Here is a 24,991-nt window from a genome sequence, read left to right as displayed (position 1 = left end):
GGCAAGATGCGACCAACCGGTTCCGACATTCTCGTTGTCGACGACGAGGCCGACATCCGCGACCTGGTGTCCGGCCTGCTTGAGGACGAGGGCCATGCCGTGCGCGTCGCCGCAAACTCCGACGAGGCCCTGGCGGCGATCCGGGCAAGGAAGCCGTCGCTGGCGATCCTGGACATCTGGATGCAGGGCGGCGGGCTGGACGGGCTGGAACTGCTGGAGGTCGTCAAGGAACTGGATCCTGATCTGCCGGTCGTGATGATTTCCGGTCACGGTAACATCGAGACGGCGGTGACGGCGCTGAAGCGCGGCGCCTATGACTTCATCGAAAAGCCGTTCAAGTCGGATCGGCTGGTTGTCGTGGTCCAACGCGCCATTGAGGCTGCGACGCTGAGGCGCGAGAACCGCCGCCTTCGCGCGGCGACCATGACACCGTCCGGTCTGATCGGCCGATCACAGGCTGCGCAGGCCTTGCGCAGCACCATCACCAAGGTGGCCCAGGCCAACAGTCGGGTTCTGATCGCCGGACCGGCCGGCTCGGGCAAGGAGCTGGTGGCGCGTCAGATCCACGAAGCCAGTCCGCGCGCCCGCGCCGAGTTCGTCGCGATTTCGGCCGCCGGCATGACGCCGGAACGTCTGGATGTCGAACTGTTCGGCGAGGAGGGCCAGGACGGCCGTCCGCGCAAGATCGGCGTGTTCGAACGCGCCCACAACGGCACGCTGTATCTGGACGAAATCAGCGACATGCCGCGCGAGAGCCAGAGCCGTATCCTGCGCGTTCTGGTCGATCAGCGGTTCCGCCGGGTCGGCGGAGAGCAGGACGTGCAGGTCGATGTCCGCGTCGTGACGTCGACCTCGCGCGATCTGAAGGCCGAGATCGCAGAGGGACGTTTCCGCGAAGACCTGTTCCACCGTCTGAATGTGGTGCCGATCCGTGTCCCGCCGCTGTCGGAACGGCGCGAGGACATCGCCGAACTGGTTGAATATTTCGTCGACACGATCAGCGCTTCGCAAGGTCTGCCCAAACGCATCGTTGGGGACGATGCGGTGGCGGTGCTGCAGGTTCACCCGTGGCCCGGAAACATTCGCCAGCTGCGCAACAATATCGAGCGTTTGCTGATCCTGGCGACCGGCGATCCGGCGGAAACGATCACCGCCGACATGCTGCCGCAGGAGGTGGCGACCTCTAACGGCGGGACGGCGAACCTGGGCGGCGAGCGCACCATCGCCCTGCCGCTGCGGGAGGCGCGCGAGGTCTTCGAGCGGGAGTATCTGGCGGCGCAGATCATGCGGTTCGGCGGCAATATCTCGCGCACCGCCGCCTTCATCGGCATGGAGCGATCGGCCCTGCATAGAAAGCTGAAGTCGCTGGGCGTCTCGCCAGCGCGCGGCGGCGATGAAGAAGAGCCGGCCTGATGTCACGCGTCGCCTATGTGAATGGCGCGTATAGCGCGCATGGCGAGGCCGTGGTCCATATCGAGGATCGCGGTTTCCAGTTTGCAGACGGCGTCTATGAGGTCTGGTCGGTCTTCGACGGGAGGCTGGGCGATTTCGAAGGTCATATGAGCCGCCTTCACCGCAGTCTGAACGAACTGAAGATCGACATTCCGATGAGCGCCGGCGCCTTGGGCGTCGTTCTGCGCGAGACCGTGCGGCGCAATCGTGTGCGCAACGGCATGGTCTATCTGCAGATCACACGCGGCACGGCGCCACGCGATCATGGCTTTCCGGTCGATGTCGCGCCCAGTGTTGTCGTGACCGCCAAGTCGATCGATCCGGCGCGGAGTCAGCGTCTGGCGCAAAACGGCGCGGCCGGCGTCACCCAGCCCGATATTCGCTGGGGGCGTTGCGATATAAAGACCGTCGGTCTCTTGCCGAATGTGCTGGCCAAACAGGCGGCGCGCGAGCGCGGAGCCTACGAGTGCCTGATGTATGACGACATGGGTCTGATCACCGAAGGCGCATCGACCAATGCGTGGATCGTGGATGAGGACGGCAGGCTGAGAACGCGGGACATCCAAGCCAATATCCTGCGGGGCGTCACGCGAGCAGCCGTCATCGAGCTCGCCGCCGCCGAGGGTGTCGAACTGGAAGAACGGGCCTTCTCGGTCGATGAAGCGAAACGGGCGCGCGAGGTGTTCGTCACCGCCGCCAGCGCCTTCGTTATGCCGCTGGTTTCGCTGGACGGCTTGAAAATCGGTGACGGCCAGCCCGGCCCGGTGGCGACCCGCCTGCGAGAACTCTATCTTGAACAGGCGCGTCGAGGGGCCATTTAGGGCGTTGCCCGAGCGGCCGGGCGGCGGTTAAGGTCGCGGTTGGCTGCATCGGCCCCGCCGCTCCCACGGCGATGAACAACGAAGAACAGGAAAAACCTGCCATGTCGCAAGACAAACGTCAGAACCTTCAGGACACCTTCCTCAACTCGGTCCGCAAGACCAAGACGCCGCTGACCATCTTCCTGGTCAATGGGGTCAAGTTGCAGGGCATCGTGACCTGGTTCGACAACTTCTGTGTCCTGCTGCGCCGCGATGGCCAGTCCCAGCTGGTGTACAAACACGCCATCTCAACCATCATGCCGTCCGCGCCCGTGCAGCTGTACGAGCCCGACGCCGAAGAAGACTGATTGACCCAAAAACTGATCGACCACACCGTCCCGCTGATCCGGGCGGTCGTCATTCACCCCGACCGACGCTCGGACAGTCCCCGGCTGGCGAGCGAACGGCTTGAGGAGGCGGCGGGCCTTGCCCGCGCGCTGGACCTCGACGTGCGCGCCGAAGAGATCGTGCGGCTGCGCAGCACCACGCCAGCGACCCTGTTCGGCACGGGCAAGGTCGAGGAACTGGCCGCGCTCGTGCGCGCCGCAGACGCCGAGGCTGTTATCATCGACGACGCCCTGACGCCGGTGCAGCAGCGCAATCTGGAAAAGGCGTGGGAGGTGAAGGTCATCGACCGCACCGGCCTGATCCTGGAAATCTTCGGCCGTCGCGCGCGGACCAAGGAGGGGCGGCTTCAGGTCGAGCTGGCGCGGCTGGATTATGAGCGGTCGCGTCTGGTGCGGACCTGGACCCACCTTGAGCGGCAACGTGGCGGCACCGGTTCGACCGGTGGGCCCGGCGAAACCCAGATCGAGCTGGACCGGCGTCTGATCGCCGACCGCATCGTCAGGCTGAAGTCCGAGTTGGAAGAGGTGCGACGCACGCGCGGCCTGCACCGCAAACAGCGTCAGAAGGCGCCGTTCCCGACGATCGCCCTGGTCGGCTACACAAACGCCGGCAAGTCGACGCTTTTCAATCGGCTGACGGGGTCGGAGGTCTTCGCCAAGGACCTGCTGTTCGCCACACTGGACACGACCCAGCGCACTATCCGGCTGCCGCAAGGGCGACCGGCCATCGTGGCGGATACGGTCGGCTTCATCTCCGACCTGCCCCACGAACTGGTCGAGAGCTTCCGCGCCACGCTGGAGGAGGTCGGCGAGGCCGATCTGATCCTGCACGTTCGCGACATCGCCTCGCCCGACAGCGCCGCCCAGGCCAAGGACGTCGAGGCCGTGCTGAAACAGATCGAGACGCCAGAGGGCAAGACGCGCCGGGTGCTGGAGGTCTGGAACAAGATCGACCTGCTGGACGATGAAGCGCGCGAGACTGTGCTGGGTCAGGCCGAACGGCTGGCGAAGGACGGTGAGGCGGTCGCTGTCTCAGCCTGGACGGGCGAGGGGATCGAACCTCTGCGCCAGATCATCGCCGGCCTGATCGACGACGATCCCGAGACTCAGCTGACGCTCGAGCCGCATCAGGGCGAGGCCCTGGCGTGGCTGTACGAACATGGGCGGGTCACGTCGCGCGATGCGGATGAGCTTGGCCGTACTCACGTCACGGTCCGGTTGCACCCTGCGGCGCTCGGGCGATTCGAGCGCCTGTATCCCGACCTGACCGACTGAGTTTTCATGCATCTGATCGAAACCGTCCTGCTTCTGCTGTTGGCCGTGGTAGTGTCGGGTTCGATCGCGCGGATCACGCGCATCGCCTTGCCCTTGGTTCAGATCGGGCTGGGCGCCGCCATCGTGCTGATCACGGGCAAGACGGTCGATCTTGAGCCCGACATTTTCTTTCTTCTGTTCCTGCCGCCGCTGCTGTTTCTGGACGGCTGGCGAATTCCCAAGGAAGACCTGTTTCGCGACCGGGCGGTGATCCTTGAGTTGGCGCTGGGGCTGGTGCTGTTCACCGTCGTCGGTCTGGGTTTCCTGATCTGGTGGATGATCCCGGAGATGCCGCTGCCGGTCGCTTTGGCCCTGGCCGCCATCCTGTCGCCAACCGATCCCATCGCGGTTCAGGCGATCGCGGCGCGAGCGCCGATCCCGAAGCGACTGATGCACATTCTGGAAGGTGAGTCGCTGTTGAACGATGCGACGGGCCTGACCTGCATGCGGATCGCGGTCGCCGCCGCGACGACGGGGGCGTTTTCGATCGGCGACGCGGTGGGGACGTTCGCTTGGCTGGCTCTGGTCGGGCTCGCCGTCGGCGTTCTGGTAACCATGGCCATCAGCTACGCCAAGAGCGTTGTCAGCCGACGCTGGGGCGAGGACGTGGGTGCGCAGATTCTGGTCAGTCTGCTGATCCCGTTTGCGGCCTATCTGGTGGCGGAAGAACTGCACGCGTCCGGCATTTTGGCGGCGGTTGCGGCCGGGGTGACGATGAGCTTCACCGAACGCGGCGGCATCGCCGGCCAGTCGATGGCGATGACGCGGATCCGGCGCAGCGTCGTATGGGACACGGTTCAGTTCGTGGCCAACGGCATCATCTTCGTGATCCTGGGCGAACAGATGCCCTCGATCATGTCGCGCGCGGCCGAGGTGGTGGCGGGCACCAGCCGGCCCGAGGTCTGGTGGCTGGCGGTCTATGTGTTCGGCATTGTCGCCACCCTGGCGGCGCTGCGGTTCGTCTGGGTGTGGACCTCGCTGAAGCTGACCCTGTTTCGCCGCCGCCATCGTGGGCCTCCGGCCAAGGTCGGCCTGCGGCTGACCATGGTGATGTCTCTGGCGGGTGTGAGGGGCGCGATCACTCTGGCCGGCATCCTGACCCTGCCATTCGCCTTGGGCGACGGATCGCCTATGCCGTCGCGGAACCTTGCAATCTTCCTGGCGGCGGGTGTGATCGTGGTGTCGCTGGTGGTGGCCACCTTCGCCTTGCCCAGACTTTTGAAGAACGTCGAACTGCCGCCGGAGCCGTCGCACGAGCAGGAAGAGGATCGCGGCCGGGTCGCCGCCGCCTCGGCAGCCCTGCGCGCCATCGAGGACGCCTCGCACGCCATGGCGGAGGGCAAACCCGACCCCGACCTCTATTCCGACATCGCCGGTCGGATCATGGAAACCTATCGTCAGCGGATCGAGACCCACACCCGCACGGACGAGGAAGACGCCGCCCTGACGCGCAAGATGGACGATATCGAGCGTCGTCTGTGGCTAGCGGCGCTGGCGGCCGAGCGTGAGGAGTTGCGTCGATTGATGAGGGCGCGTCAGCTGGATGAGGTGACGGCCAAGAAGCTGTTCCGTGACGTCGATCTTCAGGAACTGCGCTACCTCTGACGATCCATGAAGGCGGAGACGGCCGTATAGCTGTCGGCGATGTGGTGTGCGCCGCGCGCCTTCAGGCGTTCGGCATGGCCGTCGCGAACATGCCCGCCCGCCGTCAGCCCCACGACCGTCATACCGGCTGCGACCCCTGCGGTGACGCCCGCCTCGCTGTCTTCGATCACCAGGACGCGGGCCGGATCGACGCCCATGGCGTGGGCGGCGTACAGGAAGATGTCGGGGTGGGGCTTGCCGCGCTCGACCACCAGGCCGGTGAAGACCGCGCCGTCGAAATGATCCGTCAGACCGAATATGTCCAGACCGACGCCGATCCAGTCGGGGCCGCTGGACGAGGCGATGCAGCGGGGCTCGGGTCGGGCGGCGACGAAGTCCAGCAGACCGGGCACGGGTTCAAGCTGCTGCGGCGCGCGCTGGCGACAGGTCGCAAACCATGTGGTGTGGAAGTCGTCAGGGCAGGCACGACCCAAGGCCACCTCGACGACCGGCCGATTGTCGCGCCAGCGCTTGCCCGTATAGGCGGCCAGGACGTCGTCGAGCGAGGTCGGCAGACCGATGGCGGTCAGCTGTTCGGCCATGACGGTGCTGTTCAGCACCTCGCTGTCGGCGACCACGCCGTCGTAGTCGAAGATTATCAGGTCGTAGGTCACGCGGGGGTCGCTCAGGCTTCAGGCGCGGCCTTTTCGGCGACCTTTGCGGCGTCCCAGAGGCGGTCCATCTCGGCCAGGTCCGATTGGTCGGGCGTACGGCCGTCCTTCGCCAGTTCCGCCTCGATGAAGCCGAAGCGACGCACGAACTTCGCGTTGGCCGCGCGCAGGGCGTCTTCGGGTTCGAAGTCCAGCTTGCGCGCCAGGTTGGCGACGACGAACAGAAGATCGCCCAGCTCTTCGCGCGCCTTGGCCTGGTCGCCGGCGGCGATCTCGACGCGCAATTCCTCGACCTCTTCGGCCAGCTTGTCGAACACCTCGTCGGTGGAAGGCCAGTCGAAGCCCACGCGGCCGGCGCGCTTGGTCAGCTTGGCGGCGCGGGTCAGGGCGGGCAGGCCGACCGGCACATCGTCCAGAACACCCGGCTTCTTGCGGTCCTTTCGCTCGGCGGCCTTTATGGCTTCCCAGGCGACGGTCTGTTCCTTCGAGGAGCGCTTCGCCTCGTCACCGAAGACATGGGGGTGGCGGCGCTCCAGCTTGTCGGCGATGGCCGTGACCACGTCGTCGAAAGCGAACAGCCCCTGTTCCTCGGCCATGCGGGCGTGGAAGACCACCTGAAACAGCAGGTCGCCAAGCTCGCCCTTCAGCTCAACGAGATCGTTGCGCTCGATGGCGTCGGCGACCTCATAGGCCTCCTCGATCGTATAGGGGGCGATGGTGGCGAAGGTCTGCTCCACGTCCCAGGGACAGCCGCCGTCGGGATCGCGCAACCGCTCCATGACGCCGAGCAGGCGGTCGATCGGTCTCAACGACGGACTCCGTCGCGAACTTCCAGGGCGAGGCGGATTTCATCGTGCCGCTTCGGCGTCAGGGGATAGCCCTTCAGCACCCAGGCGGCGGCGGCCAGCAGCAGGCCGGGGACCAGAATGAACAGGATCTGGAGCGTCAGCAGGGAAAAGTCGCTGTTGCCTAGCGGGCCCGGCACCGCCTTGAAGCCCACGCCCTGCAGGATCAGGTAGGGGATCAGCGCGACCACGTGGCCGATCTTGGTCGTCGCGGACAGGATGGAGAACATCAGTCCGGTGCGATCCACACCGGTCTCCAGTCGCACCTCGTCACCCGCGTCCGCCATCATGGCGCGCAACAGGAACAGGCCGGCCGCATAGGGCAGGCCGGCGATGAACATGGCGCCTGCCGTCAACATGAAGTTGCCGCCGGGAACCAGGGTGGCGGCGATATAGAGGGCCGCGAAGATCAGGCTGGCGACAGCCAGGGCCTTGTCCTTGCCGATCCGCGTGGCCAGCCAGGCCCAGATGGGCGCGCCGCACAAACCGGCGACGAAATAGAACAGCATGAACAGGCCGGCCTGGCTGTGGTCGTAGCCCTTGATCTGTCCGAAGAAGAAGAACAGCAGCGAACCCGTGATGCCCGGCGCGACGCCCAGCAGCAGGTCGGCGATCAGAAGCTTTCTGACCGTGGGCATCTTCAGCAGGGCCAGATAGGCGCCGGCGCCGCCGTGCGGCTGGTCGCCGGCATTGACGGGTTCGGGCACGGCGACCATGGCGAGGCCGATGGTGACGGGCAGGGCGATCAGGATGGCCCAGCCCATGATGCGCACGCCGTCGGCATAGTTTCCGATGCCGGTCTGAACCACCACGGTCGGCAGCACCAGAATCAGGATCACGCCAATGATGTTGAACACCTGCCACCAGCCATAGACCCGGCTGCGCTGGTCATACTGCGGCGCAAGCACGGCGGCCCAGCCGAGTTGGCCCAGGGTGCCGATCGAAAAGCCGAGATAGAGGACCAGCAGCCAACCAAAAAGATAGGCCGGTCCGGCGCCGGGCTGGACCACGACGAACATCATGAAAGCCGACAGCATCAGGATCGGCGTCGAGAGCGCCATCCAGGGGCGATAGCGACCGAACCGCGTCCTGGTCTTGTCCATGCCCCAGCCGATGAAGGGGTCGAAGACGATGTCGATCAGGCGCACGGCCATGAAGACGGCGGCCACGACTCCCAGCTCCAAACCCACATAGGTAGCGTAGAACTCCGGCAGGGTGACGGGCAGGGCGACGCCAAAGGCCGCCAGCGGCAGGCACGGGCCGGAAAAGGCGGCAAGCACGGCGTTGGAACGGCGGGGCGCGGTCGGCGCGGCGGAGGACATGCATCGGTCCGAAAGGCGCGGCGCGAGTCGGCCGCGCGCCACCATGCCAGCGATCGGTGACTCATGCACTTGTGAGATCGACCGGCTTGGGGCTTCCTGTGCGACATGTGGCGAAGCCTTTTTGCGTTCCTATCCGTTTGCTTCGTTCTGACGTTTGCCGGCGGCGCGCGTGCGGCCGGACCCTGCCACACCAACGCCGACGGTTGGCAGGCGCAGGGACTGGCGAACGCTGCTGCGGCTTACGGCATGGAATGGGCGCCTTTCGGGGCGGTGGAGTGGGGGTGGCAGGCCTATCTGCCGCTGATCCAGCGCGAACTGCACACGGCCTGCGGACCCGGCACGCCGATCTTTGCATCGCAACTGGCGGGGTTTCAGCAGACGCACGGCCTGGCGCCGACCGGCCTGTTCGATGCGGCGACATTCCAGGTGTTTCGCGGCCTTTGGCAGGAGCGGCGGCCGTTCGTCATGGCGCGCGTCAGCAGAGCCTGTCCCGAGCCGCCGCCGATCAATCAGCTCGGCTACCTGGTAGAGGCCGAGGAACATGCCGACCGTCTGACACGTCTGCTGCGCCGTGACGTGTTGGACGCCTATCGCCGGCTGGTCGCGGCCGCGCGAGCGGAGGTTCCGGAGGTGGGGGCCGATCCCGAACTGCTGCAGATCTTCTCCGGCTTCCGCGATCCCGAGGCGGACGCGACGCGCTGTGTGCAGCAGGGCAACTGCGACGGCCTGCGCCGCGCCGTCTGCTCGCCGCATCGGACTGGCACGGCGGTCGATCTGTATGTCGGCCAAGCGCCGGGTCTGGGTGTCGATTCCACCACCCCGGCCAGCCGCGAATATATGGCGCGGTCGGCGACCTATCGCTGGCTGGTGGCGAACGCTGGGCGTTTCGGCTTTGTGCCCTATGTCTATGAGCCGTGGCACTGGGAGTATGTGAAGCCTTGGGATCCTTCGTTCGCGCCCTGACCGAATCTGAGAAATCGCTCGCGCGAGAGGCCTTCGGGGCCGCGATCGACCTCGCACCTGTCCGTTTGATCGGTTGGCCGTTCCGCCGCGCCTTCGTTGCTGGACGCTGGTTCGGGCGAGACTGGATCGTGTGGCCGCAAGCGCAGCTCGTCTTAGACTTCGCGGCCGCGCCGGTTCGCATGCAGGGCGTCCTGATCCATGAACTGACGCACGTTTGGCAGGCCCAGCAGGGCGTCAATCTGCTGTTTGCTAAGTTGAAAGCTGGGGACACCCCCGCCTCCTATGCCTACCGCGTGGAACCGACCTGCCGGTGGGACGCGTTGAACATCGAGCAGCAGGCGATGGTGATGGAGCACCGTTTCCATTGTCGGCGCGGTCGCCCCACGCCGGGCGACAGGACCTTTTATGACACCGTTTGCCCCTTCGAGACGTGATTTGATGTCGGGGACTTGCAGAAGGGCAAGCAGCGCGCCAAGTTAGCAACGGTCGTTGTTGCGAATGACGGCCCTTGTCATTCAACGGAGCTTCCTCGATGCCGAAAGTCCTCGTCCTCTATCATTCGACCTACGGTCATCTGGAAACCATGGCCGAGGCAGTCGCCGAAGGCGCGCGCGAGGTCGAAGGCGCAATCGTGGACATCAAGCGTGTGCCGGAAACCGTGCCGGAAGAGTTGGCCAAGGCCTCTCACTATAAGCTGGATCAAAAGGCGCCGATCGCCAAGATCGACGACCTGAAGGACTATGACGCCGTCATCATCGGCGCCGGCACCCGTTTCGGTTCGGCCGCGTCGCAGATGCGCGCCTTCCTGGATCAGGCCGGCGGCCTGTGGTTCTCGGGCGCCCTGATCGGCAAGATTGGCGGCGCCTTCACGGCCACGGCGACCCAGCACGGCGGTCAGGAAACCACCTTCCAGGGGCTGCACAACTTCTTCATGCACCACGGCATGCCGGTCGTGGGTCTGCCCTATTCCTTCCAGGGTCAGATGACGCTGGACGCCATCCACGGCGGGTCGCCCTATGGCGCATCGACGATCACGGGCGGCGACGGATCGCGTCAGCCCAGCGATGTCGAGCTGGACGGCGCCCGGTTCCAGGGCAAGCATATCGCCGAGCTGGCCAAGAAGCTGCACGGCTGATCCGATGCGCCAGCCCGCCGTCTTTTTCGGCCACGGTTCACCCATGAATGCGCTTGGCGGTCCCTATGGGGCCGCCTGGCGTGCGCTGGGCGAAGCGATCGGCAAGCCCAAGGGTGTGGTGATGATCTCCGCCCACTGGGAGACGCGCGGGCTGGGCGTCACCGCGCAGGAGAGGCCCGAGACCATCCATGACTTCGGCAACTTTCCGCGCGAACTTCATCAGATGCAGTATCCGGCGCCCGGGTCGCCCGCCTTGGCGGCGCGGGTATCGGCGCTGACCGGGGCCGTCCAGGCGCAAGCGTGGGGCCTGGATCACGGGACCTGGTCGGTGCTGTGCCATGTGTGGCCAGAGGCGGACGTGCCGGTAGTGCAACTGTCGCTGAATCGCGAGCTGACGGCGCGCCAGCATTACGAACTGGCCAAAACGCTGAAACCGCTGCGCGAAGAGGGGATCGTCATCGCCGGTTCGGGCGATTTCGTCCACAATCTGCAGACCTGGAAGCGCGAGGACGGCGCCGAACCCTACGCCTGGGCGACCGGCTTCAACGAGGCGGTGAAGACGGCGTTCGAACGGAGCGACCATGAGGCCCTGATCGATTGGGTGGGGCTGGCCGAGGACGCGCAGCTAAGCGTGCCGACCGACGAGCATTTCCTGCCGGTGCTTTATATCGCCGCCCAGCAGGAGCCGGGCGAGGCGGTCAGCTTCTTCAACGACCGCATCGACGGCGGCTCGATCTCGATGACAGGCGTCCGGATCGGCTGATCAAGCCGCCTTCTCGGCCTCAACCATCTTCTGAATGGACACATAATCCGTCTTGCCGGTACCCAAGACGGGCACTTCGGCGACCTTGACGATCTTTTTCGGCACGATCAGTTCGGGCGCGCCGTTGGTTCGCGCCCATTCAGCTAGGGGCGCGACCTCAGCGTCGGCGTGGTCAGTGACGAGCACCAGCTTCTCGCCCTTGCGGCTGTCCGGAATCGACACCACGGCGTGGCGCTGATCCGGCCAGACGGCGCCGGCGATCCCTTCGACGGCGGTCAGTGAGACCATTTCGCCGCCGATCTTGGCGAAGCGCTTGGCGCGGCCGCGGATGGTGACATAGCCGTCGTCGGTCACATCGACGATGTCGCCGGTGTCCAGCCAATCGTCGCCAATCGGATCCCACTGCAACGGCTCGGCTGAGGTGACATAGCCGTTCATGACATTGGGCCCGCGCAGCATCAGGCGACCGCCCGCGTCGATGCCCTCAACGGGCTCCAGCTTCCAGTCGATGCCGGGCAGCACCTGACCGACCGTGCCGGGTGCGTTTCGGTCAGGATGGTTGACGGCGATCACGGGCGAGGCCTCGGTCGCGCCGTAGCCTTCCAGCAGTTCGACGCCGCCGAACTTGGTGTTGAACAGGGTACGGGTCTCCTCGCGCACCTTCTCGGCGCCGGCGACCACGAACTTCAGCGTCGAGAAGTCGTTCGGTTCGGCGACGCGACCGTACTGGTTCAGGAAGGTGTCGGTCGCGAACAGGATCGAGGCGTTCACCTGGGGCAGCAGGTCGGTGATCTGTTTGGCGTGCAGCGGCGACGGATACTGGAAGGCCTTCAACCCTTGCAGCAGCGGCAGGATGACCCCGCCGGTCAGGCCGAAACAGTGGAAGGTCGGCAGGGGATTGAACATCACCCATTCGGGCAGCAGGTCGATATGAGCCGCCACTTGACGCGCATTGGCGACGAGGTTCTTCTGGCTCAGCACCACGCCCTTGGGCGTGCCGAAGCTGCCGGAGGTGAACAGGACGACGCCCGGCGCGTCCGGATCCGTCTTCACGCGGAACCGCTTGGGCGCCGCGCCGGCGGCGAGGCCGTAGAGCTTGTCGGCCAGGCCGATGGTCTTGCGCACGTCGTCCAGCCAGACGACCTCGGCCACCGTCTTCAGTTCGACGATCAGGTCGTCCAGCTTGGCCTGATCGATGAAGCGTTTTGCGGTCAACACCTTCTTGACGCCGGAGGCCTTGATGGCCGCCTTCAGATTGGCTTCGCCGGCGGTGAAGTTCAGCATCACCGGCACGCGGCCGTGGGCGTGCAGGCCGAAGAAGGTGACGACGACGCCCATGGACGACGGCAGCAGGATGGCGACCCGCTCGCCCTTGTCGGTCATATTGGCGATCTTGCGGCCCAGCACGAAGGCGGCGCGGATCAGGCCGGTGTAGGTCAGCGGATGCCGGTCCTGATCCTCCAGGATTTCCTTGTCGCCGAACCGCGACCGCGCATCGATCAGGGCGTCGATCAGGGTCGAGTCGTAAAGCGAGGGATCCAGGGCCTGGCGCAAGCGCGTCTCCTACGGAGGACGCGGGCGGCCCTCTCTGTTGTTCGGGCGACTGTCATTAATGACGCCGCCGCATCTTGAAAAGATGCGTAACGTCGCGTGAGTTCCGATGCGCGATCACGCCTGCGGCAAGTCTGTTACCCGGTGTGCCTTGCCTAAACGGCCTCAAAGTCCGACATACCGGCCATGGTCACCCTGATCGACACCCTTCAGCGTAAGCCGTCCGAGCTGCGCCACCCCGAAAAGCAGAACCGGCCCGAGTCGGTCGTTCTGAAAAAGCCCGACTGGCTGCGGGTCAAAGCGCCGGGCTCTGGTCAATACAACGCCACCAAGGAGATCGTTCGCTCCAAGGGGCTGGTGACGGTCTGTGAAGAGGCGGCCTGCCCGAACATCGGCGAGTGCTGGAGCCAGAAACACGCCACCTTGATGATCATGGGCGACACCTGCACGCGAGCCTGCGCCTTCTGCAACGTCAAGACGGGCCTGCCTCAGCCGCTGGATCCGGAAGAGCCGGGCAAGGTGGGCTTGGCCGTCCAGCAGATGGGCCTGAACCACGTCGTCATCACGTCCGTCGATCGCGACGATGTGGCCGACGGCGGCGCGGCCCACTTCGCCGAGGTGGTGCGCCAGATCCGCATCCAGGCGCCCGACACCACCATCGAGATCCTGACCCCCGACTTCCTGCGCAAGGACGGGGCGGCGGCCGTGATGATCGACGCCAAGCCCGACGTCTTCAATCATAATCTGGAGACCGTTCCGCGCCTGTATCTGAAGATCCGGCCGGGCGCGCGCTACTTCCACAGCCTGCGCCTGTTGCAGATGGTCAAGGAGCGGGACCCGAACCAGTTCACCAAGTCCGGCATCATGGTCGGCCTGGGCGAGACCAAGGAAGAGGTCATGCAGGTGATGGACGACATGCGGTCCGCCGGCGTCGATTTCATCACCATCGGCCAATATCTCCAGCCCACGCGCAAGCACGCCGCCATCGACCGCTTCGTCACACCGGAAGAGTTCAAAGCCTATGAGGCGATCGCCCGGGCCAAGGGTTTCCTGATGGTGTCCTCCAGCCCGCTGACGCGTTCGTCCCACCACGCCGGCGACGACTTCGCCCGGCTGAAGGCGGCGCGCGAGGCGCAGCTGCGCCGCTAAGTCCCGCATGGCCGTCCACCGCGTCACGCGCATTCTTCCCTATGCGCCCCAACAGCTTGCCGATCTGGTCGCCGACGTGCGCGCCTATCCCGACTTCGTGCCTTGGGTCACGTCGATGCGCGTCTGGAACGCGCGCGAGGAAGGCGAGGGCGTCGGCTTGCAGGACGCGGAGGCCGGCGTTGGCTTTTCTTTCCTTAAGGAGCGCTTCTCCACCTGGGTCAGGCATGATCGCAATGCGCCGAAGGTCGAGGTCGGCCTGTTGCGCGGACCGTTCAAGCACCTGAAGAACCGTTGGGAGTTCTTTCCCCATCCGGACGGCACGCGGCTGGAGTTCATGATCGACTTCGCCTTCAAGTCTCGGATGCTGGACATGATGCTGTCGGCGAACTTCGACCGAGCGGTGGAAAAGCTGATCGGCTGTTTCGAGGCCGAGGCGAAGCGGAGGTACGGCGTCCGATGAGTTTCGATTTCGACGCGACCGTCGTGGGCGCCGGGGCTGTGGGCCTGGCCTGCGGTCGAGCGCTGTCGAAACGGGGGCTGACGGTGCTGGTGCTGGAGAAGGAAGCCCACATCGGCCAGGGCGTCTCCTCGCGTAACTCCGAGGTCATTCACGGCGGGCTCTATTATCCGACCGGATCGCTGAAGGCCCGCTTCTGCGTCGAGGGACGCCGTGCGCTCTACGACTTCCTGGCCAGCCGCAAGATCGATCACTGGAAATGCGGCAAGCTGGTCGTGGCGACGCAGGAATCAGAGGTCGAGCGGATCGAGGCTATCTTCGAACAGGCGACGGCGAATGGCGTCGAAGGGCTGGCGCATCTGACCGGCGTCCAGGCGCGGGCGCTGGAGCCGGAGTTGAACGCCTACGCCGCCATCCTGTCGCCCGAGAGCGGCCTGTTCGACAGCCACGGCTATATGCTGGCTCTACAGGGCGAGATCGAGGATGCGGGCGGATCAGTCGTGGTCTCGGCGCCGTTCGAGGGCGCAGAGCCCCTGACGTGCGGCGGCTTCACGATCCGTGTCGGCGGGGAGGGGGCGATGCAGGTCACGAGCCGCCTTTTGGTCACCGCGCCCGGACTATCGGCCCAGGCGGTGGCGGCGTTGATCGGAGGCTATCCGCCCGGCGACATTCCCGCCGGACATTTCGGCAAGGGCGTCTATTTCCGTCTGACGGGTAAGGCGCCGTTTGATCGGCTGATCTATCCGCCGCCCATCCCCGGCGCGCTGGGCACCCACTATCGCAAGGATCTGGGTGGTCAGGCCGTGTTCGGGCCCGACCTGGCCTATGTCGAAACCGAGGATTACTCGTTCGATCCCGCCAAGGCCGAAGAGTTCGCGACCTACATTCGTCGTTTTTGGCCGGGTTTGCCCGACGGCGCTCTGACGCCGGACTACGCCGGCATTCGGCCCAAACTGCATGGGCCGGGCGAGCCGCAACCGGACTTTCAGCTTCATGGCCGGGAGCATCACGGCATCGATGGTCTGATGGCGCTGTTCGGCATCGAAAGCCCCGGCCTGACCAGTTCGCTGGCCATCGGCGAAGCGGTGGCTGACGCTCTGACGGAGGACGCATGACCGAGCGCGAAAAGATGCTGGCGGGCTTGCCTTACGATCCGGGCGATCCCGATCTGCGCGATGGTCGCGCCCGCGCCGTGGCCCTGACCGTCGCCATCAACGCCGAGCCGGATCGAGACCGGCGCGGCGCCCTGGTCAACGAACTGGTCAATGCGGCCGACGGCAAGGCGATCATCATGCCGGGCTTCTTCTGCGACTATGGCGTCAACATCCACCTGGGCGCGCGGGCTTTCGCCAACGCCAACTGCGTGTTCCTGGACTGCGCCGAGATCCGCATCGGCGATAACTTTCAGGCGGGGCCGGGCGTGCAGCTTCTGACGCCGGAACATCCGCTGGACGCGGTCGCCCGCCGGGGCGAGGAGACGGCGCGGCCGATCGTCATCGGGGACGACGTCTGGATTGGCGGCGGCGCGATCGTTCTGGCGGGCGTCACCATCGGCGATCGGTCGGTGATCGGCGCGGGATCGGTCGTGACGAAGGACGTGCCGTCCGACGTGGTGGTGGTCGGCAATCCTGCGAAGATCGTCCGGCGTCTGACGCCTGCTTAAACGCCTTGAAATCGTCGCGCGGTTCATGCATAAGCCGCGCCTCGCGTGGCGGTCCTGAGGGCCGCCGCTATTGTTTTCGCGCTAGACGGAGCTCGGCTCTGGGCGGCGCCCGACTTAGAAGATTGAGACGGACATGGCCGTTCCGAAGCGCAAAGTATCTCCCTCGCGTCGCAACATGCGCCGCGCCCACGACGCCCTGACCTCGAACGTCTACGTCGAGGACAAGGACACCGGCGAGCTGAAGCGCCCGCACCACATCGACCTGAAGACCGGCACCTATCGCGGTCGTCAGGTCATCACGCCGAAGGAAGACTAGTCTTTCAGGCGACCCCGACTTCGGTCGGATGACGATTTCGACGGCGCGCGGTGACCCGCGCGCCGTTTTCGTGCGTTCAATGCGGTGAAGCTTCCATTGGAGACGCCGCATGATGATTCGTTTCACCGCCGTCAGCGCCTGTGCGCTACTGACCCTCGCCGCCTGCAATCGCGCAGAGGAGCGCGTCTCGGAGCCCGCCGCACCGCCCGTCGCATCCGCGAACGAGACGCCCGCTACGCCCTCCGCCGATCCGAACGCTTTGACGGCCGAAGGTCTGGGGCCGGTGCGAATCGGCATGACGCGCGCCGAACTGGTGAAGGTCTGGGGCGAGGACTCCCAACCGAACGCCGTCGGCGGCGCCGAGCCCGAAGTCTGTGACCAGTTCCATCCCGCGAAGGCGCCCGCCGATGTGCAGGTGATGATCCAGAACGGCGTGCTGACGCGAATCACCCTGGCGCGCGGTGCGACGACGAAGACCGATCGAGGGTTCGGCGTCGGCGATACGGCCATGGCGATCAAGCAAGCCTACGGCGGCGCCGTCTTCGCCCAGCCGCACAAATACCAGGAGGCGCCGGCCGAGGATCTGTTCGTCTGGTCGAAGGGCGGATCGACGACCTATGTCACCGATCCGTCGGCGCGCGGCGTTCGATATGAGATCGGCAGCGACGGCAAGGTGATGATGGTCCACGCGGGTGATCCTTCGATCCAGCTCGTCGAGGGCTGTTCCTGAGGCCTGGCGACGATGTCGGCATTGGCGTTTGGCGGGGAGGCGGCTAAACCGTCGGACCTCCCTTGCCCCTTGAGCCAAAGAGCCGAGCCATGACCGACATCGCCGACATCGTCGCCCGCCAGATCCTCGATAGCCGGGGCAATCCGACGGTCGAGGTCGATGTTACGCTGGAAGACGGTTCGTTCGGCCGCGCCGCCGTTCCGTCCGGCGCGTCCACAGGCGCGCATGAAGCGGTCGAACTGCGGGACGGCGACAAGGACATGTGGGGCGGCAAAGGCGTCCAGAAGGCGGTTGACGCCGTCAACGGCGAAATCTTCGACGCCCTGTCCGGCATGGACGCCGAGCAGCAGCGCCGGATCGATGAGGCGATGATTGAACTGGACGGCACGCCCAACAAGGGCCGTCTGGGCGCAAATGCGATCCTGGGCGTGTCTCTTGCCGTCGCCAAGGCCAGCGCCTTGTCGGCCAATCAGGAACTGTATCGTTATCTGGGCGGAGTCTCGGCCCGCGTCCTGCCGACCCCGATGATGAACATTATCAACGGCGGCGCGCACGCCGACAATCCGATCGACATCCAGGAGTTCATGATCCTGCCCACCGGTGCCGAGACGTTTTCTGACGCCGTGCGCATGGGCGCCGAAATCTTCCACGCCCTGAAAAAGCAACTGAAGGACGCCGGGCACAACACGAACGTCGGCGACGAGGGCGGCTTTGCGCCCAATCTGGCCTCGGCCGATGAGGCGCTGAGCTTCATCACCAAGGCGGGCCAGGCGGCGGGCTACCTCGCGGGCGAGGATTTCCACTTGGGCCTCGACGTCGCCTCGACCGAATTCTTCAAGGACGGCAAATACGTCATGGCCGGAGAGGGCAAGACCGTCGATTCCGAAGGCATGGCCGCCTATCTGGTCGACCTGTGCGAACGCTTCCCGATCGTGTCGATCGAGGACGGCATGGCCGAGGATGACTTCGACGGCTGGCGCCTGCTGACCGAGCGCCTGGGCGACCGGGTCCAACTGGTCGGCGACGATCTGTTTGTCACCAATCCTGCGCGTCTGGCCGCCGGTATCGGCGAAGGTCTGGCCAACTCGATCCTGATCAAGGTCAACCAGATCGGCACCCTGTCGGAAACCTTGGACGCCGTCGATATGGCCCACCGCGCGGGCTATACCGCCGTGATGAGCCACCGGTCGGGCGAGACCGAGGACTACACCATCGCCGACCTGGCCGTGGCGACAAACTGCGGTCAGATCAAGACGGGCTCGTTGGCCCGCTCTGACCGCGTGGCGAAGTACAACCAGTTGCTCCGCATCGAGGAAATGCTGGGCGATCAGGGCGTCTATTTCGGCGACGGTATGCTACTCAAATAGAAATCGGAATTGTCGGCGGAGAATCAGCGTTTTCCGCCGACATTCTTACGGTCAAGCTACATTTCGTTAGGCATTTTCGGGCACGGTTTCTGAACTGTGTTTTTGCGCTCAGAAGGAGCGTCTCAAGTGCCCGAACGGATGAAACCTTACCGCCTGTCCCTCGCCCTGTTGCTGCTTCTGGCCTATCTCGGGGTGCAGGCGCTGACGGGCGAGCGCGGACTGCTGAGCGGATCATCTCGCGACGCCTTGCTGGGGCAGCGCGAGGACCAGCTGGCGCATCTGACCGAGCAGCGCCGCGACCTTGAGACACGGGTTCGCTATCTGCGCACCGACAGTCTGTCTCGCGACCTTCTGGAAGAGCGCGCGCGCGCCGTCCTGGGTTTCTCCGACCCGCGCGACTATGTGATCCGCGTCTCGGCCCCGGCCGCCCAAGGCTAAGCGACCTTCACCAATTGAACTATTGTTACAGGGCGACCCGCACCCCTTTGCGTTACCGGAAGGAAGGCTGCTAAAGCCCCTTTCCGTAACGATAAGAAGGCGTCGGTTCTCGGCGCCTAGCCGGGAGATACCGGATGGCGAAAGCCCCAGCCAAATCCGCTCAGACGACCACGCCTGATAAACTGCCCAACACGCCGACGGCGTCCAAGGAAGACCTTCTGCGCTTCTATCGCGAGATGGTTCTGATCCGCCGCTTCGAAGAGCGTGCAGGCCAGCTGTACGGCATGGGTCTGATCGGCGGCTTCTGCCACCTGTACATCGGCCAGGAGGCCGTGGCGGTCGGCGTTCAGGAGAGCGTCAAACAGGGCCACGATAAGATCATCACCGGATATCGCGACCACGGCCATATGCTGGCCGCCGGCATGGATCCCAAGGAAGTCATGGCCGAGCTGACCGGCCGCAGCGGCGGTTCGTCAAAGGGCAAGGGCGGATCGATGCACATGTTCGACGTGCCGACCGGCTTCTATGGCGGTCACGGCATCGTCGGCGCCCAGGTGGCGCTGGGCACCGGTTTGGCCTTCGCCGGCAAGTATCGCGGCGACGATTCGGTGGCCTTCGTCTATTTCGGCGACGGCGCCTCGAACCAGGGGCAGGTGTACGAAAGCTTCAACATGGCGCAGCTGTGGAAGTTGCCGGCTATCTACATCATCGAGAACAACCAGTACGCCATGGGCACGAGCATCGAACGCTCGTCCTCGACAACCGAACTGTATCAGCGCGGCGCCAGCTTCGGCATTCCGGGCGAGCAGGTCGACGGCATGGACGTGCTGGCCGTGCGTGACGCGACGGCGCGTGCGGTGAAGCGCGCCCGCGAGGGCGGCGGTCCCTTCATCCTGGAAGTGAAGACCTATCGCTATCGCGGTCACTCGATGTCCGACCCGGCCAAATACCGGACCAAGGAAGAGGTCGATGAGGTCAAGAAGACCCGCGACCCGATCGATCACCTGAAGACGCTGCTGTCGGCCGCCAATGCGACCGAGGACGAGCTCAAGGCCATCGATACCGAAATCAAGGCGATCGTCGCCGAAGCTGTTCAATTCGCCCAAGAGAGCCCGGAACCCGATCCGTCCGAGCTCTATACCGACGTCTACGTGGAGGCCTGATCCGTGACCGACATTCTGATGCCGGCGCTGTCCCCCACGATGGAAGAGGGCACGCTGACCAAATGGCACATCAAGGCGGGCGACACCGTGTCGGCCGGCCAGGTGATCGCCGAGATCGAAACCGACAAGGCGACGATGGAAGTCGAGGCCGTGGATGAAGGCGAAGTGCTGGAAATCCTGGTCGCCGAAGGCTCCGAGAACGTGAAGGTCAACACGCCGATCGCGCGTCTGGCCGGCGAAGATGGCGCAGCGGCGCCCGCGCCGAAGGCTGACCCCGCGCAGGGCGAAGCTGAGACGCCCAATGCTGCGGCCGAAGGCAAGACCGGCGATCCGGAAAAGGCACCAGCCCAGATCGCGACGCCCAAGGTCGAACTGCGAGACTCGGAAATCCCGACCGACGCCAAACTGGTCAAGACGACCGTGCGCGACGCCCTGCGTGACGCCATGGCCGAAGAGATGCGTCGTGACGATCGCGTCTTCCTGATCGGCGAGGAAGTCGCCCAGTACCAGGGCGCCTACAAGGTCAGCCGCGACCTGCTGCAGGAGTTCGGCGACCAGCGCGTCGTGGACACTCCGATCACCGAGCATGGCTTCGCCGGCCTGGGCGTCGGCGCCGCCATGTCGGGCCTGAAGCCGATCGTCGAGTTCATGACGTTCAACTTCGCCATGCAGGCGATCGATCACATCATCAACTCGGCCGCCAAGACCCTTTATATGTCGGGCGGTCAGATCCGCGCGCCAATCGTGTTCCGCGGTCCGAACGGCGCTGCTTCGCGCGTCGGCGCCCAGCACAGCCAGGACTACTCGGCCTGGTACGCTCAGGTGCCGGGTCTGAAGGTTATCGCGCCCTATGACGCGGCCGACGCCAAGGGCCTGCTGAAAGCCGCCATTCGTGACCCGAACCCGGTCGTCTTCCTCGAACACGAGATGATGTACGGCCTGGAGTTCGATGTGCCGGAGGTCGAGGACTATGTCCTGCCGATCGGCAAGGCCAAGGTTCGTCGCGAAGGCAAGGACGTCACCATCACCGCCCACAGCCGGATGGTTGGCTTCGCCCTGCAGGCGGCCGAGAAGCTGGCTGAGGAGGGTATCGAGGCCGAGGTGATCGACCTGCGCACTCTGCGCCCCCTGGATCACGAGACCATCGTCGAGAGCGTCAAGAAGACCAACCGTTTGGTCTCGGCCGAAGAGGGCTGGGGTCCGATGGGCGTCGGAGCAGAGGTCGTGGCCCGCGTGATCGAACACGCCTTCGATTATCTGGACGCCCCGCCGCTGCGCGTGCACCAGGAAGACGTGCCGCTGCCCTATGCCGCCAATCTGGAAGTGCTGTCGTTGCCAGGCGTGGACAAGATCATCGCGGCCGTGAAACAGGTGATGGCATGACCGAGGCATCGGAGTTCATGCTGACGACGCCAGACAGCGTCGCTGCTGACCCCGCAGCCATCGAAGTCCTCCGAATGTGGTGGTCGAAGGACGAGCCGGTGATGTCCGTCAAACCGGCCTTCAACGATCCCATACAGTTCGGTCGGCTGCTGGCCTATGCGGCGCGACACATGGCGCATGGTTATGCCGTGCGGCATCAACACGACGAAACCGCGGCCTACCACCGCATCCTCGAAGGTCTCAGCGAAGTGGTGAAGGCGAATGACGTCCGCACTGTCGCCGAACCGATTACGCCAACCGGGGGGAACGCCTGATGACCGACATCCTGATGCCGGCCCTGTCTCCGACGATGGAGGAGGGCGTTCTGGCCAAATGGCACGTCAAGGTCGGCGACGTCGTTTCCGCCGGCGACGTGATCGCCGAGATCGAGACCGACAAGGCCACGATGGAAGTCGAAGCCGTCGATGAGGGCGAGATCACTGACATCCTGGTCGCCGAAGGCACGGAAGGGGTGAAGGTCAATACGCCCATCGCCCGCCTGAAGGATGAAGGCGGAGCCGCCGCGCCCAAGGCTGCGGAAAAGCCCGCCGCCAAGACCGAGGAAGCGCCGAAGGCCGAAGCCGCTCCCGCCGCTGAAGCGCCCAAGGCCGCCGCTGCTCCGGCTCCTGCTGCCACGAAATCGGAAAGCGGCGAGCGCATCTTCTCCTCGCCTCTGGCGCGTCGCATCGCTGCGCAGAACGGCGTCGATCTGAAGTCGATCAAGGGCACCGGCCCTCACGGCCGGATCGTCAAGCGCGACGTCGAGGGCGCGCCGACGGGCGCCGCTCAACCGGCGGCCACCTCGACGACGACCGCCGCTGCGACCTCTGGCATCGAACCGCGCAAGGCGCAGTCGCTGGCCCAGATGGGCATCCCGGACGGCAGCTACGACCTGATCCCGCTGGACGGGATGAAGAAGGCCGTGGCGCGTCGCATGGTCGACAGCATCCAGAACGTCCCGCACTTCCCGCTGTTCATCGACGTCGAGATCGACCAGCTGATGGCGGTCCGCGCGAAGGTAAACAAGATGCTGGAGCCGCAGGGCATCAAGGTGTCGGTCAACGACTTCGTCATCAAGGCTGCCGCACTTGCCTTGAAGATGGTGCCGGAGGCCAACGCCTCCTACACCCCCGAAGGCATCGCCATGCACCACAACGCCGACGTCTCCATGGCCGTGGCCATCGACGGCGGTCTGATCACGCCGATCATCAAGAAGGCCGAGACCAAGGGGCTGGCGCAGATCGCCACCGAGTCCAAGGACCTGGCCAAGCGCGCCCGCGAACGCAAGCTGAAGCCGGAAGAGTTCCAGGGCGGCACCTTCTCGGTGTCCAACCTGGGCATGTTCGGCATCAAGCAGTTCACCTCGATCATCAACGAGCCCCAGGGCTGCATTATGAGCGTGGGGGCGGGCGAGCAGCGCGCGGTCGCCAAGAACGGCCAGGTCGTTGCGGCCACCGTGATGACCGTCACCCTGACCTGCGATCACCGCGTCGTCGATGGCGCGACCGGCGCCCGCTTCCTGCAGGCGTTCAAGCCGTTGATCGAAGATCCCGTCGCGATGCTGGCGTAGGGGAGTGGAAGTCATGACCTCGGTCTATGACTTCTCCGCCCGCGCCATCGACGGCACGGAGGTTTCGCTGGACAGTTTTCGCGGTCAGGCGCTGCTGATTGTGAACACGGCGTCCAAGTGTGGTTTCACCGGCCAATACGACGGTCTGGAGACGCTGCACCGGGACTTCGCCGATGCGCCGTTCGAGGTGCTGGGCTTTCCCTGCAACCAGTTCGGCAATCAGGAGCCGGGGCGGGCGGCGGAAATCGCCGCCTTCTGCGCCACCAGTTTTGACGTCAGCTTCCCCCTTTTCGACAAGGTGGAGGTCAACGGGCCGAACCGCCATCCGCTCTATGCCTGGCTGACCGAACAGAAGCGCGGCTTCCTGGGCTCCCAGGCCATCAAATGGAACTTCACCAAGTTCCTGACCGACCGCGAGGGCAGGGTGGTCGCCCGTTACGCCCCGCAGACAGAACCTGAGGCCATCAAGGCCGACATCGAGAAGTTGATCTAATGGCTGCTGAATTCGATCTCGTCGTCATCGGCTCGGGCCCCGGCGGTTATGTCGCGGCCATCCGCGCCAGCCAACTGGGCCAGAAGGTCGCCATTGTGGAACGCGAGAACCTGGGCGGCATCTGTCTGAACTGGGGCTGTATCCCGACCAAGGCCCTGCTGAAGTCGGGCGAGAAGTTCGAGAGCCTGAGCCATCTGAAGGAATACGGCCTGTCCACCTCGGGCGCGTCGTTCGACTTCGCCGCCATCATCCAGCGCTCGCGCGGAGTCGCGGCGACGATGAACAAGGGCGTCGCCTTCCTGATGAAGAAGAACAAGATCGAGGTGATCGAGGGCTCGGCCAAGCTGGAGAAGGGCGCCGCTGCGCCGAAGGTGGTCGTCGCTCTGAAGGCCGGCGGTTCGCGCACGGTCGAGGCCAAGGCGGTCATGCTGGCGGTCGGCGCTCGCGCCCGCGCCTTGCCGCAGATCGGCCTGGAAGCCGATGGCGACAAGATCTGGGCCTACCGCGACGCCCTGGCGCCCAAGAGTCTGCCCAAGTCCTTCGTCGTGATCGGCTCCGGCGCCATCGGCATTGAGTTCGCCAGCTTCTATCGCGCACTGGGCGCCGAGGTGACGGTCGTCGAGGCCGTGGATCGGATCATGCCGGTCGAGGATGAAGAGGTGTCCAAGGCCGCGCAGAAGTCGTTCGAGAAGCGCGGAATCAAGTTCAAGGTCGGCGCCAAGGTGACCAAGGTCACCAAGACCGGTTCGGGCGTGAAGGTCGATGTCGAGATCGGCGGCAAGGCCGAGACGCTGGAAGCCGAGGTCTGCATCTCGGCCGTAGGCATCACCGCCAATACCGATGGGATCGGCCTGGAGGCGCTGGGCGTCGAACTGGACCGAGGCCACATCAAGACCGACAGCCACTGCCAGACCAACATCAAGGGCCTGTTCGCCATCGGCGACTGCGCCGGCGCGCCCTGGCTGGCGCACAAGGCCTCGCACGAAGGCATTCACGCCGCCGAGTTCATCGCGGGCTACAAGACGCCGAACGTCCATTCGCCCATCGCCGGCTGCACCTACGCCCAGCCGCAGGTCGCCTCGGTCGGCGTGACCGAACAGGCCGCCCGCGCCGAGAAGCGCGAGGTCAAGATCGGCCGCTTCCCGTTCCGCGTGAACGGCAAGGCTGTCGCCGCCGGCGAGCCGGACGGCTTCGTCAAGGTCATCTTCGACGCCAAGACCGGCGCCCTGATCGGCGCCCACATGATGGGCCACGAAGTCACCGAGATGATCCAAGGCTACGTCACCGCCATCACCATGGAGGCGACGGAAGAGGACATCCACGGCATCGTCTATCCGCACCCGACTATGTCGGAGGCCATGCATGAGGCAGCGCTGGATGCTTACGGACGCGTGATCCACATCTAGAAACGAAGAC

At 65.2% G+C, this 24,991-nt stretch carries 27 protein-coding genes; 23 read left to right on the top strand and 4 right to left on the bottom strand.

Going from position 1 to position 24,991, the window contains the following annotated elements:
• The first annotated feature begins 6 nt into the window (after positions 1-6).
• The 5 genes from ASF31_RS05925 (at position 7) to ASF31_RS05905 (ending at position 5,578) form a co-directional block, all read left to right on the top strand.
• Positions 7-1,413, top strand: coding sequence for a sigma-54 dependent transcriptional regulator (locus ASF31_RS05925; RefSeq protein ID WP_055753769.1), 1,407 nt, complete (start codon positions 7-9; stop codon positions 1,411-1,413).
• On the top strand, positions 1,413-2,273 hold the full coding sequence (locus ASF31_RS05920; protein WP_055753768.1) for a D-amino-acid transaminase: 861 nt from the start codon (positions 1,413-1,415) through the stop codon (positions 2,271-2,273). Before ASF31_RS05925 ends, ASF31_RS05920 begins: the two co-directional genes overlap by 1 nt.
• Positions 2,274-2,374: 101 nt before the next feature.
• Positions 2,375-2,620 carry an RNA chaperone Hfq gene (hfq, locus tag ASF31_RS05915; RefSeq protein WP_003164861.1) on the top strand — a complete coding sequence of 82 codons (246 nt, stop codon included), beginning with the start codon at positions 2,375-2,377 and terminating at the stop codon, positions 2,618-2,620.
• Complete coding sequence (gene hflX, locus ASF31_RS05910) at positions 2,621-3,934, top strand: GTPase HflX (RefSeq protein ID WP_055753767.1); 1,314 nt, start codon at positions 2,621-2,623, stop codon at positions 3,932-3,934.
• A gap of 6 nt (positions 3,935-3,940) precedes the next feature.
• Entirely contained in the window at positions 3,941-5,578 is a 1,638-nt protein-coding gene (locus tag ASF31_RS05905) for a Na+/H+ antiporter (protein ID WP_055753766.1), read from the top strand.
• Here the strand turns inward: ASF31_RS05905 and ASF31_RS05900 are convergent.
• Genes ASF31_RS05900 through ASF31_RS05890 form a run of 3 tightly spaced genes read right to left on the bottom strand, consistent with a single transcriptional unit; the run spans position 5,569 to position 8,395 of the window.
• Complete coding sequence (locus ASF31_RS05900; RefSeq protein ID WP_055753765.1) at positions 5,569-6,231, bottom strand: HAD family phosphatase; 663 nt, start codon at positions 6,229-6,231, stop codon at positions 5,569-5,571. The genes ASF31_RS05905 and ASF31_RS05900 overlap by 10 nt on opposite strands.
• An 11-nt stretch (positions 6,232-6,242) precedes the next feature.
• On the bottom strand, positions 6,243-7,037 hold the full coding sequence (gene mazG / locus ASF31_RS05895; RefSeq protein ID WP_082465045.1) for a nucleoside triphosphate pyrophosphohydrolase: 795 nt from the start codon (positions 7,035-7,037) through the stop codon (positions 6,243-6,245).
• Complete coding sequence (locus ASF31_RS05890; RefSeq protein WP_055753840.1) at positions 7,034-8,395, bottom strand: MFS transporter; 1,362 nt, start codon at positions 8,393-8,395, stop codon at positions 7,034-7,036. Before ASF31_RS05890 ends, mazG begins: the two co-directional genes overlap by 4 nt.
• Before the next feature lie 246 nt (positions 8,396-8,641).
• Between ASF31_RS05890 and ASF31_RS05885 the strand changes: the two genes are divergently transcribed.
• The 4 genes from ASF31_RS05885 to ygiD all read left to right on the top strand — a co-directional run bounded on the left by ASF31_RS05885 (position 8,642) and on the right by ygiD (position 11,256).
• A complete protein-coding gene (locus ASF31_RS05885; protein WP_235551260.1) occupies positions 8,642-9,358 on the top strand; it encodes a D-alanyl-D-alanine carboxypeptidase family protein in 717 nt (238 codons plus the stop codon).
• A 65-nt stretch (positions 9,359-9,423) separates the two neighbouring features.
• On the top strand, positions 9,424-9,792 hold the full coding sequence (locus tag ASF31_RS05880) for a hypothetical protein (RefSeq protein ID WP_200918572.1): 369 nt from the start codon (positions 9,424-9,426) through the stop codon (positions 9,790-9,792).
• 98 nt (positions 9,793-9,890) lie between these two features.
• Entirely contained in the window at positions 9,891-10,493 is a 603-nt protein-coding gene (wrbA, locus tag ASF31_RS05875; protein ID WP_055753762.1) for an NAD(P)H:quinone oxidoreductase, read from the top strand.
• A 4-nt stretch (positions 10,494-10,497) separates the two neighbouring features.
• Positions 10,498-11,256 (top strand): 4,5-DOPA dioxygenase extradiol, encoded by a 759-nt coding sequence (gene ygiD, locus ASF31_RS05870; protein WP_082465044.1) that lies wholly within the window; start codon positions 10,498-10,500, stop codon positions 11,254-11,256.
• Here the strand turns inward: ygiD and ASF31_RS05865 are convergent, their stop codons facing one another.
• Positions 11,257-12,810 (bottom strand): AMP-binding protein, encoded by a 1,554-nt coding sequence (locus tag ASF31_RS05865; protein ID WP_055753761.1) that lies wholly within the window; start codon positions 12,808-12,810, stop codon positions 11,257-11,259.
• A 183-nt stretch (positions 12,811-12,993) separates the two neighbouring features.
• Between ASF31_RS05865 and lipA the strand changes: the two genes are divergently transcribed.
• The 14 genes from lipA (at position 12,994) to lpdA (ending at position 24,981) form a co-directional block, all read left to right on the top strand.
• Positions 12,994-13,956, top strand: a complete 963-nt coding sequence (gene lipA / locus ASF31_RS05860) for a lipoyl synthase (protein WP_017504838.1) — start codon at positions 12,994-12,996, stop codon at positions 13,954-13,956.
• 7 nt (positions 13,957-13,963) lie between these two features.
• Positions 13,964-14,416 (top strand): type II toxin-antitoxin system RatA family toxin, encoded by a 453-nt coding sequence (locus ASF31_RS05855; RefSeq protein ID WP_055753760.1) that lies wholly within the window; start codon positions 13,964-13,966, stop codon positions 14,414-14,416.
• Entirely contained in the window at positions 14,413-15,528 is a 1,116-nt protein-coding gene (locus tag ASF31_RS05850) for an NAD(P)/FAD-dependent oxidoreductase (protein ID WP_055753759.1), read from the top strand. The genes ASF31_RS05855 and ASF31_RS05850 overlap by 4 nt, the downstream gene beginning before the upstream one ends.
• On the top strand, positions 15,525-16,076 hold the full coding sequence (locus tag ASF31_RS14875) for a sugar O-acetyltransferase (protein ID WP_039243667.1): 552 nt from the start codon (positions 15,525-15,527) through the stop codon (positions 16,074-16,076). Before ASF31_RS05850 ends, ASF31_RS14875 begins: the two co-directional genes overlap by 4 nt.
• Before the next feature lie 133 nt (positions 16,077-16,209).
• The gene (gene rpmF, locus ASF31_RS05840; RefSeq protein WP_026108365.1) at positions 16,210-16,392 is read left to right on the top strand and encodes a 50S ribosomal protein L32; all 183 of its coding nucleotides are present in this window, start codon (positions 16,210-16,212) and stop codon (positions 16,390-16,392) included.
• Between the two features lie 109 nt (positions 16,393-16,501).
• Entirely contained in the window at positions 16,502-17,122 is a 621-nt protein-coding gene (locus ASF31_RS05835; RefSeq protein ID WP_055753758.1) for a hypothetical protein, read from the top strand.
• 89 nt (positions 17,123-17,211) lie between these two features.
• The gene (gene eno / locus ASF31_RS05830) at positions 17,212-18,489 is read left to right on the top strand and encodes a phosphopyruvate hydratase (protein WP_039243670.1); all 1,278 of its coding nucleotides are present in this window, start codon (positions 17,212-17,214) and stop codon (positions 18,487-18,489) included.
• A 138-nt stretch (positions 18,490-18,627) separates the two neighbouring features.
• Entirely contained in the window at positions 18,628-18,927 is a 300-nt protein-coding gene (locus ASF31_RS05825) for a septum formation initiator family protein (RefSeq protein WP_017504845.1), read from the top strand.
• A 134-nt stretch (positions 18,928-19,061) separates the two neighbouring features.
• On the top strand, positions 19,062-20,090 hold the full coding sequence (gene pdhA / locus ASF31_RS05820) for a pyruvate dehydrogenase (acetyl-transferring) E1 component subunit alpha (RefSeq protein ID WP_055753757.1): 1,029 nt from the start codon (positions 19,062-19,064) through the stop codon (positions 20,088-20,090).
• Between the two features lie 3 nt (positions 20,091-20,093).
• The gene (locus tag ASF31_RS05815; protein WP_055753756.1) at positions 20,094-21,473 is read left to right on the top strand and encodes a pyruvate dehydrogenase complex E1 component subunit beta; all 1,380 of its coding nucleotides are present in this window, start codon (positions 20,094-20,096) and stop codon (positions 21,471-21,473) included.
• The gene (locus ASF31_RS05810; protein ID WP_055753755.1) at positions 21,470-21,787 is read left to right on the top strand and encodes a DUF5076 domain-containing protein; all 318 of its coding nucleotides are present in this window, start codon (positions 21,470-21,472) and stop codon (positions 21,785-21,787) included. The genes ASF31_RS05815 and ASF31_RS05810 overlap by 4 nt, the downstream gene beginning before the upstream one ends.
• The gene (locus ASF31_RS05805) at positions 21,787-23,082 is read left to right on the top strand and encodes a pyruvate dehydrogenase complex dihydrolipoamide acetyltransferase (RefSeq protein WP_055753754.1); all 1,296 of its coding nucleotides are present in this window, start codon (positions 21,787-21,789) and stop codon (positions 23,080-23,082) included. Before ASF31_RS05810 ends, ASF31_RS05805 begins: the two co-directional genes overlap by 1 nt.
• 13 nt (positions 23,083-23,095) lie before the next feature.
• Complete coding sequence (locus ASF31_RS05800; protein ID WP_055753838.1) at positions 23,096-23,575, top strand: glutathione peroxidase; 480 nt, start codon at positions 23,096-23,098, stop codon at positions 23,573-23,575.
• Complete coding sequence (gene lpdA / locus ASF31_RS05795) at positions 23,575-24,981, top strand: dihydrolipoyl dehydrogenase (protein ID WP_055753753.1); 1,407 nt, start codon at positions 23,575-23,577, stop codon at positions 24,979-24,981. The genes ASF31_RS05800 and lpdA overlap by 1 nt, the downstream gene beginning before the upstream one ends.
• The last annotated feature ends 10 nt before the right edge of the window (positions 24,982-24,991 follow it).

It is taken from the genome of Brevundimonas sp. Leaf280, from assembly GCF_001422455.1.
Lineage (GTDB): Bacteria > Pseudomonadota > Alphaproteobacteria > Caulobacterales > Caulobacteraceae > Brevundimonas.
This window is presented reverse-complemented; position numbering and strand designations above follow the sequence as displayed.